The sequence below is a fragment of the Leisingera sp. CC-HEC096 genome (genome assembly GCF_059429235.1).
Genome location: NZ_JCAIJS010000001.1, coordinates 827,157 through 840,025, shown reverse-complemented (window position 1 = coordinate 840,025; position 12,869 = coordinate 827,157). Strand labels below are relative to the sequence as shown.

General features: G+C 64.0%; 12 protein-coding genes. 11 read left to right on the top strand and 1 reads right to left on the bottom strand.

The window, feature by feature from the left end:
* The first annotated feature begins 85 nt into the window (after nt 1-85).
* The 5 genes from fabI (at nt 86) to trpE (ending at nt 6,276) form a co-directional block, all read left to right on the top strand.
* On the top strand, nt 86-889 hold the full coding sequence (gene fabI / locus AC5STI_RS04190; RefSeq protein ID WP_421055384.1) for an enoyl-ACP reductase FabI: 804 nt from the start codon (nt 86-88) through the stop codon (nt 887-889).
* 71 nt (nt 890-960) lie between these two features.
* Nucleotides 961-1,464, top strand: coding sequence for a xanthine phosphoribosyltransferase (gpt, locus tag AC5STI_RS04185; RefSeq protein ID WP_490397471.1), 504 nt, complete (start codon nt 961-963; stop codon nt 1,462-1,464).
* A gap of 149 nt (nt 1,465-1,613) precedes the next feature.
* Nucleotides 1,614-2,789 (top strand): aminotransferase, encoded by a 1,176-nt coding sequence (locus AC5STI_RS04180; protein WP_495445694.1) that lies wholly within the window; start codon nt 1,614-1,616, stop codon nt 2,787-2,789.
* 118 nt (nt 2,790-2,907) lie between these two features.
* Complete coding sequence (locus AC5STI_RS04175) at nt 2,908-4,749, top strand: peptidyl-prolyl cis-trans isomerase (RefSeq protein ID WP_495445693.1); 1,842 nt, start codon at nt 2,908-2,910, stop codon at nt 4,747-4,749.
* A 15-nt stretch (nt 4,750-4,764) separates the two neighbouring features.
* Entirely contained in the window at nt 4,765-6,276 is a 1,512-nt protein-coding gene (trpE, locus tag AC5STI_RS04170; RefSeq protein ID WP_475051973.1) for an anthranilate synthase component I, read from the top strand.
* Between the two features lie 80 nt (nt 6,277-6,356).
* On the opposite strand, the gene AC5STI_RS04165 is transcribed toward trpE, so the two are convergent.
* Nucleotides 6,357-7,931, bottom strand: coding sequence for a divergent polysaccharide deacetylase family protein (locus tag AC5STI_RS04165; RefSeq protein WP_495445692.1), 1,575 nt, complete (start codon nt 7,929-7,931; stop codon nt 6,357-6,359).
* A gap of 191 nt (nt 7,932-8,122) precedes the next feature.
* Between AC5STI_RS04165 and AC5STI_RS04160 the strand changes: the two genes are divergently transcribed.
* From AC5STI_RS04160 to AC5STI_RS04135, 6 genes are read left to right on the top strand one after another with little or no spacing between them, the layout of a single operon-like run.
* Nucleotides 8,123-8,704, top strand: a complete 582-nt coding sequence (locus tag AC5STI_RS04160) for an anthranilate synthase component II (RefSeq protein WP_495445691.1) — start codon at nt 8,123-8,125, stop codon at nt 8,702-8,704.
* Nucleotides 8,701-9,720 carry an anthranilate phosphoribosyltransferase gene (gene trpD / locus AC5STI_RS04155; RefSeq protein WP_495445690.1) on the top strand — a complete coding sequence of 340 codons (1,020 nt, stop codon included), beginning with the start codon at nt 8,701-8,703 and terminating at the stop codon, nt 9,718-9,720. Before AC5STI_RS04160 ends, trpD begins: the two co-directional genes overlap by 4 nt.
* Nucleotides 9,717-10,370, top strand: a complete 654-nt coding sequence (locus AC5STI_RS04150) for a uracil-DNA glycosylase (protein WP_495445689.1) — start codon at nt 9,717-9,719, stop codon at nt 10,368-10,370. The genes trpD and AC5STI_RS04150 overlap by 4 nt, the downstream gene beginning before the upstream one ends.
* A 14-nt stretch (nt 10,371-10,384) precedes the next feature.
* Entirely contained in the window at nt 10,385-11,197 is an 813-nt protein-coding gene (gene trpC, locus AC5STI_RS04145) for an indole-3-glycerol phosphate synthase TrpC (RefSeq protein ID WP_495445688.1), read from the top strand.
* A gap of 12 nt (nt 11,198-11,209) precedes the next feature.
* Entirely contained in the window at nt 11,210-11,680 is a 471-nt protein-coding gene (gene moaC, locus AC5STI_RS04140) for a cyclic pyranopterin monophosphate synthase MoaC (protein ID WP_495445687.1), read from the top strand.
* A complete protein-coding gene (locus AC5STI_RS04135) occupies nt 11,681-12,853 on the top strand; it encodes a molybdopterin molybdotransferase MoeA (RefSeq protein WP_495445686.1) in 1,173 nt (390 codons plus the stop codon).
* Nucleotides 12,854-12,869 lie beyond the last annotated feature (16 nt).

The following is a 12,869-nucleotide window of genomic DNA, read 5'->3' as shown; positions in this document are numbered from 1 at the left end:
GGCGGCAAGGGCGTGCACCCTTGAAGCGGCCCGCGCGGCATACTAAACACCGTCTAATTCAAGAGATCACAGGCGGAGAACCTGAATGTCTAGTCAACTGATGGCCGGTAAGCGCGGCCTCATCATGGGCCTGGCCAACGACAAATCCATTGCTTGGGGGATTGCCAAGGCCTGCGCCGATGCCGGCGCCGAGCTTGCCTTTTCCTATCAGGGTGAAGCACTGAAAAAGCGGGTCGGACCGCTGGCCGAGCAGCTGGGCAGCGATATCGTCCTGCCCTGCGATGTTTCCGACGAAGCCTCGATCGACGGCCTGTTCGCCGAGCTGGAAGCCAAGTGGGGCAAGCTGGACTTTGTGGTTCACGCCATCGGGTTTTCCGACAAGAACGAGCTGCGCGGCCGCTATGTCGACACCAGCCGCAGCAATTTCCAGATGACCATGGACATCTCGGTCTTTTCCTTCACTGCGGTTGCAAAACGCGCCGAGAAGCTGATGACCGAAGGCGGCTCGCTGCTGACCCTCACCTACTACGGTGCCGAGCAGGTGATGCCTCATTACAATGTCATGGGTGTGGCCAAGGCCGCGCTCGAGGCTTCGGTCAAATACCTGGCCGAGGATCTGGGCAAGGACGGCATCCGCGTCAACGCGATCTCGGCTGGCCCGATTAAGACCCTGGCCGCCTCCGGCATTGGCGACTTCCGCTACATCATGAAGTGGAACGAGTACAACTCGCCGCTGCGACGCAATGTGACCATCGGCGACGTCGGCAATTCCGCACTTTACCTGCTGTCCGATCTCAGCTCCGGCGTGACCGGCGAGAACCTGCATGTGGATGCAGGCTATCATGTAGTGGGCATGAAGGCGGTGGATGCACCGGATATTTCGAAGTAAAATCTGATACCGGGCCCGGGCTGCAGCCCCGGATCCGGCAAGCTGACGCGATTTCGCGGGGAGCAAGAAACATGACCGACCGTCTGCCGCACGAAAAAGGCTTTCACATCAGCTGGGACCAGATCCATCGCGACTCGCGCGCGCTGGCATGGCGCCTGGACGGGCGAGGCCCCGATAATGGCGCTTGGCGGGCTGTAGTGGCGATCACCCGCGGCGGCATGGCGCCGGCCATGATCGTCAGCCGCGAACTGGACATCCGTACCGTCGATACGATCTCGGTGCGGTCCTACCACCACCAAGCCCAAGGCGAAGCAGAGGTGCTGAAAGCCCCGGACGCTGATCTGATGGGCGACGGCGAGGGCGTGCTGATCATCGACGACCTGGTCGACAGCGGTAAAACCCTGGAACTGGTCCGCGAAATGTACCCCAAGGCGCATTTTGCCACGGTCTATGCCAAGCCCAAGGGGCGCCCGATGGTGGACACCTTCATCACCGAAGTAAGCCAGGACACCTGGATCTTCTTTCCCTGGGACATGGCGTTGCAGTACGTGGAGCCCTACCGCGGCAAAGACTGATCCGTTTCTGTTTCAAGGTTTCAAAGGCGCGCGTTACAGCGCGCCTTTTCTTTTGGGCCTTCCTGCTTGAGCCGCGACCGGCACCGTGCCAGACATATGCCGGGCGCAATCGGACGCGCCGGAAAACACGCCGCAGCCCGGAGCCGCTCATGCCCCTGCCCCGCACCCAAGCCACTTTTGTCTCGCCTATCGTCGAATCGCGCCGCTGGGTGGCCGGGGCCGCGTTTCCCCCGGACCGCCCTCTGCTGAATGTGAGCCAAGCTGCCCCGGCCGAAGCCCCGCCCCAGGGGCTGCGCCAGGCGCTGGCCGACGCTGCGCTGACCGACGTTTCAGCCCACCTCTATGGCCCGGTGCTGGGCAATGAGCCTCTGCGCCAGGCGCTGGCGCGGCAGATCTCCACGCATTACCGGGCCGGCGTGCGGGCTGGGCAGATCGCCATCACTTCCGGCTGCAACCAGGCCTTTGCCGCCGCCATTGCTGCGCTTTGCGGTGAAGGGGACGAGGTGATCATCCCGGTCCCCTGGTACTTCAATCACAAAATGTGGCTGGACATATCCGGTGTCACGGCCGTTCCGCTGCACGTCGGCGAAGGCATGCTGCCGGATCTCGCGCTTGCAGAATCCCTGATCACGGAGCGCACCCGCGCCATCGTTCTGGTGACACCCAACAATCCCTGCGGCGTCGAATACCCCGCCGGGCTGGTGCAGGCCTTCTTCAGCCTCGCCCGCGACCGCGGCCTGGCGCTCATCGTAGACGAGACCTACCGCGATTTCGACAGCCGCGAAGGCGCGCCGCACGGGCTGTTTCAGATGCCGGAGTGGGACAGGACCCTGATCCATCTCTACTCGTTTTCCAAGGCTTACCGGCTGACCGGCCACCGGGTCGGCGCCATTGCGGCATCTCAGGAGCGGATGTTCGAAATGGAGAAGTTTCTGGATACCGTCACAATCTGCCCCTCGCAGCTGGGCCAGGCCGGCGCCCTATGGGGAATTGAAAACCTGCAGGATTGGCTGGCGGGCGAACGCCAGGAAATCCTGGACCGCCGCGCCGCGATTGAGGAAGGGTTCCCGGTACTGGCGGCCAAAGGCTGGAAGCTGCTCGGCTGCGGCGCCTATTTTGCCTATGTCGAACACCCCTTTGACGCGCCATCCGAGGAGATCGCAAAGCGGCTGGTGTCTGAAGCCTCGATCCTGATGCTGCCGGGCTCGATGTTCATGCCCGCAGGCGACCCGGACGGCGACCGCCAGTTCCGCATTGCCTTTGCAAATGTGGACCGGGCAGGCATCCGGACGCTGTTCGACCGTCTGGCGGCCTTTAATCCCTGATCATCCGGCAGTTTGAACCGCAACCGTCTTGCCCCTCTGCGGGCAGCCGCGTATTCAGTCAGCGGCATTTCCCGCTGCCGGGCAAACCCTTGCGCAGCAGAACAATAAAGAGGGCATCATGGCCGCAGGCATGAAACACCTATCCAAAACCTTTGTCTGGATCCTGATGGGGATGCTGATTGTCGGCCTCGCCGGATTTGGCGCTGTGAATTTCACCAGTTCCTCCTCCTCCGTTGCCCAGGTCGGCGATGAGGAAGTCAGCATCGGAAACTATGTCCGCGAGCTTCAGCGCGAACAGCGCGCCCTGCAGGCTCAGACCGGACAGGCGGTGTCGATGTCGCAGATGACTGCCTTTGGGATGGACCGGATGGTTCTCGGGCGGCTGATCTCGCTCGCGGCACTGGACCACGAGGCCAAGCAGCTGGGCCTGTCGATCGGCGATGAAAACCTGATCGAAGAACTCTCTTCAATTGATGCCTTCCAAAGCGTCAGCGGCGAATTCGACCGCGACGCCTACCGCTTTGCCCTGCGCAACGCCGGCCTGACCGAGAAAGAATTCGAAGAGGACCTGCGCCGCGAAGCCGCCCGCACCATGGTGCAGGGTGCAGTTCTGTCCGGCACCAAAATGCCGGAAACGCTGACCGAAACCCTGACCGGTTTCATCGGCGCCCGCCGCAGCTTCTCTTACGTTCAGCTCAATGCTGCTGACATCGCCCTGACCGCCGAGGTTTCGTCAGATGAGGACCTGCAAGCCTTCTACGAGGCCAATCAGGACCAGTTCATGCTGCCGGAAACCAAGGTCATTACCTACGCCGCCCTGCGCCCTTCCATGCTGATGGATGAGGTTGAGATCGACGAGACTGCCCTGCAGCAGCTGTTTGAAGACCGCAGCGAACAGTATCAGGTGCCCGAACGCCGCCTGGTCGAGCGCTTGGTGTTTGCCGATCAGGAGGCCGCGGCCAGCGCGAAGGCGCAGCTGGAAACCGGCGGAGCCACCTTTGAAAGCGTTGTCGAGGCCCGCGGGCTGACTCTGCAGGACGTTGACATGGGCGACGTGACCATGGGCGATCTCGGCGCGGCAGGCACAGACGTGTTTGCTGCTGAGGTTGGCACCGTGGCAGGACCCCTGCCCTCCGATCTCGGCCCGGCGCTCTACCGTGTGAACGGCCGCCTGGAGGCACAGATCACAACCTTTGATCAGGCAGAGCCGGAACTGCGCGAGGAGCTTGCCTCCGGCCGTGCCCGCCGCCTGGTGGAGGCGCAGGCCGAAGATATCGACGACATGCTTGCCGGCGGCGCGACCCTGGAGGAGCTGGCGACCGAGAGCGGGCTGGAACTGGTTCAGATCAACTGGACCGAAGAGTCCAGCGAGGGCATCGCCGCATATGAAGGGTTCCGCGCCGCCGCTGCTGCGGTCACCGCAGATGACTTTCCGGAAGTGAATTTCCTGGACGATGGCAGCCTGTTCGCCCTGCGCCTTGACGAGGTTCTGCCCGAACGCCCCGAACCCTTTGCAGAGGCCAAGGACAAAGTCCTGGCAGCCTGGCAGGCTGACCGCCTGGCAAACGCCCTGAAAGCACAGGGTGAGGAGCTGCTGGCTCAGGCAGAGGCCCAAGAGAACTTTGCGGAAGGCGCCGAGGTCAAAACCGAAACCGGCCTGACCCGCACTGCCTACATCGACACCGTGCCGACGGAGCTGGTTACCGGGGTGTTCGATATGGAGGTCGGCGATTTCCGCTTGGTGCAAGATGCGAACTCGGCCGTTGTGGTCCGTCTCGATGCCATCCTGCCGCCGGAGCAGAGCGACGACATGACCCTGCTCACCCAGGCCCTGCAGGCGCAACTGGACCAGTCGCTGGCCGAGGAGCTGTTCCAGGCCTATGTGCAGGACGTCCAAGCCCGCGCCGAACCCCGTGTCGACCAGCAGGCGCTGAATGCAGCGCAGGCAAACTTCCAGTAATCAAGGCAAGCACCCATGGCCCTGACCCCCGATTTCGACAGTTTCGCCAAGGCCTATGAGGCCGGTGAAAACCAGGTCGTCTACACCCGCCTTGCCGCCGACCTCGACACGCCGGTGTCGCTGATGCTCAAGCTCACCGGCGCCCAAAAGGATGCCTTCATGCTGGAATCGGTGACCGGCGGCGAGGTGCGCGGGCGCTATTCGATCATCGGCATGAAACCGGATCTGGTCTGGCGCTGCCACGGCGAGCAGTCCGCGCTCAACCGCTCAGCGCGGTTTGATGCGGATGACTTCACGCCGCAGGACGGCAACCCGATGGACAACCTGCGGGCGCTGATTGCAGAAAGCAAAATTGCCCTGCCCGACGATCTGCCCCAGGCTGCCGCCGGTCTCTTCGGATATCTCGGCTATGACATGATCCGGCTGGTGGAGCACCTGCCGGACGTGAACCCCGACCCGCTCGGCCTGCCCGATGCGCTGATGCTGCGGCCTTCGGTGATTGCCGTGCTGGACGGGGTCAAGGGCGAGGTCACCGTGGTCTCCCCCGCATGGGCCAGCGACGGCCAGACCGCAAAGGCGGCCTACGCCCAGGCTGCGGAACGGGTGATGGACGCGGTACGCGATCTGGAACGCGCCATGCCCGCGGAAAGCCGCGATCTCGGCGATGCTGATGAGGTCGCGCCGCCGGTCTCAAACTTCACCAAAGAGGGTTACATGGCCGCGGTGGAGAAGGCCAAGGACTACATCCGCGCAGGCGACATCTTCCAGGTGGTGCCGGCGCAGCGGTGGACCCAAGAGTTCCGCCAGCCGCCCTTCGCCCTCTACCGCTCCCTGCGGCGCACCAACCCGTCGCCCTTTATGTTCTACTTCAACTTCGGCGGCTTCCAGGTGGTGGGCGCGAGCCCTGAAATCCTGGTCCGCGTCTTCGGCCAAGAAGTTACCATCCGCCCGATCGCAGGCACCCGTCCCCGCGGCGCCACGCCTGAGGAAGACAAGGCGCTGGAACTGGATCTGCTCGCCGACAAGAAGGAACTGGCCGAGCACTTGATGCTGCTGGACCTTGGCCGCAACGACACCGGCCGGGTGTCCAAAATCGGCACCGTGCGCCCGACTGAGAAATTCATCATCGAACGCTACAGCCACGTGATGCATATCGTCTCCAACGTCGTGGGGGAACTGGCAGAGGACAAGGATGCGCTGAATGCCTTCTTTGCCGGCATGCCCGCAGGCACCGTCTCCGGCGCGCCCAAGGTGCGTGCGATGGAGATCATCGACGAGCTGGAACCGGAAAAGCGCGGTATCTACGGCGGCGGTGTCGGCTATTTCTCGGCCGGTGGCGACATGGACATGTGCATTGCTCTGCGCACCGCCATCGTCAAGGACCAGAACCTCTACATCCAGGCAGGCGGCGGCGTTGTCTACGACAGCGACCCGGAGGCGGAGTATATGGAGACAGTCCATAAATCCAACGCCATCCGCCGCGCCGCTGCAGATGCCGCCCGCTTTACCGGCAACGGCAACCGGTAACGCCCAAGAGACACCGCCGAAGCTTCACGTTTCCCGAAGTACTCCCGCCGGAGGCAACGGCGCCCGCCCAGGGCGCCGTTTCACTTTGACGGCAGCTGCGCCTCAAGGCTGGCAGATACCGGCGCCAGGGCCACCCGGGCGGCCCGGTCCTGCAACCCCCAAAGCAGCAGCGCCGAAATCGTGTCGGGCCGCAGACGGCCCAGCATGATCACCGCGCCCTCCTGTCCGGCCCGGAACGCCGCCTGATCCAGAAACCGGCGGATCGCCCGCGGATTCTGGCCCGCCCCGTCAAAGTCGCGGAACACCACACCGGCAGGCACACCATCCCGCAGCGCCAGTTTCTGCACCGTGTTGAGGCCGCTGTTCTGTGTCACCAGGCCATAGCCGGCAGAGGCCGCCATCGCCGCCACCTGATCCGCCAGCGGCCGGTTGCCTTGCACTCCGGTGTCCACCCCTTCCAGAATGGCCACCGCTTCCGGCAAGTTCCCGCGCCAGACTTCCAGCGCCGTCTCGGCGTCCTGCGGCGTGGCGGCACGCGGCAGGTCCGCCAGCATCAGAACCTCGAACCCCGCCGCCCGGCGCGCCGCCATCTTCGCCGCGGCCTCAGGGTCGTCAGGGTCAATGGCAAAGCTCAAGGGATACGGAAACTCTGCCAGCGCTTCTGCGCCCACGGCACCGGCGTCATCAATCAGCACGATCGACATCAGCGGCCGGTCTTCCGGGTTGGCGAACGGTTCCGCGAAAGCCAGAAACGGCGGCTTGTCCTGCGGCTTGGGGCCGGCCTGCGCAAATTCCTGCGTCTTGTCCCGTTCGGTCAGGGGAACCACTGGCGTGCCGATACGCGGAGCCAGGACCTCCTGCTCCGGCTCTTGAGCAACGCCGGCCTCGTCCTCAGTCTGCAAAGCTTCATCCCCGGCGTCGGTCTCAGGGACAGCCGGCGCCGCGCCGATCACCGGCAATGTGGTCGCTTGCGGCGCCGCACCGATATCGGGGGCCAGCACCGACGCCGTCGCTTGCGAGGCAGGGTCTTGCTGCACGGCGGGCAATGGTGGTGTTGCCTGAGGCGCCGCGACGGAGGCAGTCTCTTCTTCGACCGGCTGTTCGGGTTCTGGCGCCGGCTCCGTTGCGGCTATGACTGCGGTCTCGCTGCCGGGCGCTTGCGGGGCCTCCGGCTGGGCGGCCTGCGGCTGGCCTTCAGGTCTCGTCTGCTCCACACCCGGCGCTGGAGCCGGTGCGGGACTGGTTCCGTCAACCGCAGATGCGGCAAGGCCGACCTTCGGCTTGCCTGCAGGTGCCGTATCAACTCCAGTCAAGGCGCTCAGATCATCGGCTGCACCAGTTGCGGCCGGACTTGCAGGCTGTGCTTCCACCAGGTCTGCATCGCGCCCCTGGCCATTGCCGGGGATTTCCGCAACCCCGCCGCCGCCATCAGGCATTTGCGGGGCATCGCCAGGCTCATGCGGCGCCGGCTCCGTCGCGGTGCCGGCCTTATCTTCATCTGATTGTTCAAAAGGTTGCGGCACGGCAGCCGTCTGGTATTCACCGGCCTGTTTCTCCGGTTCCGAAACCGGCAGCGGCACCGATAATGACAGCATCGCCAGCCCGCCAGCGGCCAGCAAAGCCCCAACACTCACGCCGCCCAGAAATCCACGCATGCCTGTTTTGCCTCTCAATCCGTCTTTCCGTGCTGCGTCAATCCGGCCTGCCTGGACGGACCCTGTTACCGGCCCTGTCCCGCAATCGCCTTTCCTGCCCTTGACGCTGCCCCGTATCCCTGAACATGTATGTTTCGACCACTATACTGCGGCGCGCCCCCGGCCCGCCACCCTTAAAAGAGCCCGCTACGATGCTGCTGCTGATCGACAACTACGATTCCTTTACCTACAACCTTGTGCACTATCTGGGCGAGCTGGGCGCGGAAATGGAAGTGCACCGCAACGACGCCATCAACGTGCAGGAAGCGATGGCGATGAAGCCGTCCGGCATCCTGCTGTCGCCCGGGCCCTGCGATCCCGATCAGGCCGGCATCTGCCTGGCGCTGACCGAAGCGGCGGCCGAGACCGGAACACCGCTGCTGGGTGTCTGCCTGGGCCATCAGACCATCGGCCAGGCCTTTGGCGGCAAAGTGGTGCGCTGCCACGAGATCGTGCACGGCAAGATGGGCAAGATGCACCACAAAGATAAGGGTGTTTTCAAAGGCTTACCCTCGCCGTTTGAAGCGACGCGCTACCATTCCCTGGTGGTGGAGCGCGACAGCCTGCCTGACTGCCTCGAGATCACAGCGGAGCTGGAAGACGGCACCATCATGGGCCTGCAGCACAAGGAGCTGCCGATTCACGGGGTCCAGTTCCACCCCGAATCCATCGCCTCCGAACACGGCCACACGCTGCTGAAAAACTTTCTCGACGTTATGAAGGTGCCCGCATGAGTGACCGCCTGAAGCCGCTCATCGGAGCCGCTGCCGAACGTGCCCTGACCCGCGAAGAGGCGGAAACGGCCTTTACCCTGCTGTTCGAAGGCGAGGCCACACCCAGTCAGATCGGCGGCCTGCTGATGGCGATGCGCACCCGCGGCGAAAGCGTTGATGAATATGCCGCCGCCGCCGCCGTAATGCGCGCCAAGTGCAACCCGGTGAAGGCGCCCGCCGGCGCGATGGACATTGTCGGCACCGGCGGCGATGGCAAGAACACCCTCAACATCTCCACCGCCACCGCCTTTGTTGTCGCGGGCGCCGACGTTGTGGTCGCCAAACACGGCAACCGCAACCTCAGCTCCAAATCCGGCACCGCAGACCTCCAGTCCCAGATGGGCATCAACGTGATGGTCGGCCCGCAAGTTGTTGAAAAGGCGATCAATGAGGCCGGGATCTGTTTCATGATGGCGCCCATGCACCACCCGGCGGTAGCGCATGTGATGCCAACCCGGCAGGAGCTGGGAACCCGCACCATCTTCAACATCCTCGGCCCCCTTACCAACCCGGCCGGCGTCAAACGCCAGCTGACCGGCGCCTTCAGCCGCGCGATGATCCGTCCGATGGCGGAAACGCTCAAGGCCCTGGGCTCCGAGCGCGCCTGGCTGGTGCACGGCTCCGACGGCACTGATGAGCTGACCATCACCGGCATCAGCTGGGTATCCGCGCTCGAAGAGGACGGCAGTATCCGCGACGTTGAGCTGCATCCGGAGGACGCAGGCCTGCCGGTGCATTCCTTCGACAAGATTGTCGGCGGCACGCCCGAAGAAAACGCGATGGCCTTCCGTGTGCTGTTGCAGGGCACGCCCTCGGCTTACCGCGATGCAGTGCTGCTGAACGCAGCCGCTGCGCTGGTGGTGGCCGGTAAGGCTGCGGACCTCAAGGAGGGCGTCGCCCGCGCCGCTGAGTCGATCGACAGCGGTGCTGCCAAAGCCAAGGTAGAGGCGCTGGCCCGCATCACCTCAGCCGCATGACCGCTCTTCCGCCAGGGCTGGGCCGCTGGGCCGGCCTGCCCTTCTTCACAGTTCAGTGGCCCGGTATCGCAGCCGCGCTGCAGGCGGAGAAGCGTGAGGTCCTGCCGCCCGCGCTGCAGCGGTTTGCCGCGCTGGAGCTGACCCAGCCGGAGGACACCCGCGTGGTGATCCTGGGCCAGGACCCCTATCCAACGCCCGGCCACGCCCACGGGCTTGCGTTCTCGGCAGAACCGGGCGTGCGCCCGCTTCCCCGCTCCTTATCCAATATTTACAAAGAGCTGGAGGCGGATCTTGGTGCAACCCGTCCGAACGGCGACCTGCGCGGCTGGGCCCGCCAGGGGGTGCTGCTGCTGAACACCGCCCTGTCGGTCCCCGCGGGTGAGGCAAACGGCCACAAGCACCTCGGCTGGCACCATCTGGTGCATCAGGTGCTGGAGCTGACGTCAGAACGCCCCACCGCTTACATTCTCTGGGGTAATGCGGCGCAAAAGCTTGAAAAACATATCAAACCGGGCGATCACCTGATCTTGAAAACCGCGCATCCCTCGCCCCTGTCGGCGCGGCGCGGCTTTTTTGGGTCCCGGCCCTTCTCAAAAGTGAACAATTGGCTCGCCGCACGCGGTGAAGCCGGCATAGACTGGAACACATGAACGGAGGCACTGGCATGACCCAAAACGTGCTGGACAAGATCAAGGCCTATAAGCTTGAGGAAGTGGCCGCCGACAAAGCCGCGAAACCGCTTGAGGCGGTTGAGGCCGAGGCGCGCGAAGCCTCCCCGGTGCGCGGCTTTGCCGACAGCCTGTTTCAGGCCAGCCGCCGAGGGTACGGCCTCATCGCTGAGATCAAGAAAGCCAGCCCGTCCAAGGGGCTGATCCGCCCGGATTTTGAACCCGCTGAACTGGCCAAAGCCTATGAGGCCGGCGGCGCCACCTGCCTGTCGGTGCTCACCGATACGCCCAGCTTTCAGGGTGCTAAAGACTTCCTCAGCCAGGCGCGCGCAGCCTGCTCGCTGCCGGCACTGCGCAAGGATTTCATGTACGACACCTATCAGGTGGCCGAAGCCCGTGCCCTGGGCGCCGACTGCATCCTGATCATCCTGGCTTCCGTCTCCGACGAACAGGCGCAGGAGCTTGAAGAAAGTGCCTTTGAATGGGGCATGGATGTGCTGCTCGAGGTGCATGACGCCGAAGAGCTGGAGCGCGCCTGCAATCTGAAATCGCCGCTGATGGGTATCAACAACCGCAATCTCAAGACGTTTGAGACCACGCTGGACACCACCCGCGAGCTGTCGCGCCTGGTGCCTGCTGACCGGACCATCGTTTGCGAAAGCGGCCTGACCACACCCGAGGATCTGGCGGACATGGCCCGTTACGGCGCCCGCACCTTCCTGATCGGCGAAAGCCTGATGCGCCAGGAGGACGTGGCCGCGGCCACCCGTACTCTGCTCGCCAACCCTCTGACTCCCGGCATGATGTAAAGGAGGCAGCCCATGAGCCTCACCCATTTCGATACCAAGGGCGACGCCCATATGGTCGATGTCTCGGACAAAGACGTCACTTCGCGCGTTGCAACTGCCGAGGGTCACATTACCATGGCGCCGGAAACCTTTGAAATCATTTCAGAAGGCCGTGCCAAGAAGGGTGATGTTCTCTCTGTTGCCCGCTTGGCCGGAATCATGGGCGCCAAGAAGACACCGGACCTGATCCCGCTCTGCCACCCGCTGCCGGTGACCAAGGTTGCGGTGGAGCTGACTCTGGATCCGGACCTGCCCGGCGTGCGCATCGAGGCAACCGTCAAGACCACCGGCCAGACCGGGGTCGAAATGGAAGCGCTCACCGCCGTCTCCACCGCTGCGCTCACCGTCTATGACATGGCCAAGGCCGTGGACAAGGCGATGCAGATAGGCGGCATCCGCGTCACGCTAAAAGATGGCGGAAAATCAGGCAGGTACGAGGCATAGATGATCTCCGTCAGCGAAGCCCGCGCACATCTTCTGGCGCTTGTCTCCAAGCTGGAGACCGAAGAAGTTCCCTTGGCAGAGGCCGCGGGCCGGGTACTGGCAGAGGATATGCACGCGCGCCGCGACCAGCCGCCGTTTTCCGCCTCCGCCATGGATGGCTACGCGGTGAATGCTGCCGAAGTCGAGCTGCACGCCATGTTCAAGGTGATCGGCGAGGCTGCTGCGGGCCATGCCTTTGACGGCCGCGTGGGCGCGGGCCAGGCGGTGCGGATCTTCACAGGCGCGCCAGTGCCGGAAGGCGCAAGTTTCGTTGTTATTCAAGAGGATATCAGCCGGACCGGAGACCTCATCACCATCAGGGATGAGCCTGGAAGGAACGACAACATCCGCCCCCGCGGCGGTGATTTCACCGATGGTCAGACCGTCTCCGCACCCCGGCTGCTGACACCTGCGGACGTCGCCCTTCTGGCCGCGATGAACATCCCCTCCGTTCCGGTCATTCGCCGCCCCGAGGTCGCCCTGATCTCCACCGGGGATGAGCTGGTGATGCCCGGCGGCACCCCCGGCCCGGACCAGATCATCGCCTCCAACACCTTCGGGTTGAAGGCGATGCTGGAGAGCCTCGGCGCGCGCGCCCGCATCCTGCCGATTGCCCGCGACACCGAAAGCTCCCTGCGCACCGCCTTTGAACTGGCAGAGGGCGCCGACCTGGTGGTGACCATCGGCGGCGCCTCCGTTGGCGACCACGATCTGGTCGGCAAGGTGGCGCAATATCTGGGGATGGAGCGCAGCTTCTACAAAGTCGCCATGCGCCCCGGAAAACCGCTGATGGCAGGCCGGATAAACTCTGCCGCCATGGTGGGTCTGCCCGGCAACCCAGTGTCAGCGATGGTCTGCGGCCATGTGTTCCTCGCACCGATGATCCAGGCGATGCTTGGCCTGCCGGACAGCGGCCAGTCGCTTCAAACTGCCACCTTGGCGGAGCCTCTTTCTGCGAACGGTCCGCGCGAGCATTACATGCGCGCCCGGATTGAGGACGGGAAGATCAGCGCTTTCGCCAATCAGGACAGTTCATTGCTTACTGTCCTGGCCGGGGCCAACGCCTTGCTGATCCGCTCGCCAGGCGACGGCTCACGCGACGCAGGCGAAACCGTGCAATATTTGCCGATCTGACACCCCTTCACCTTTG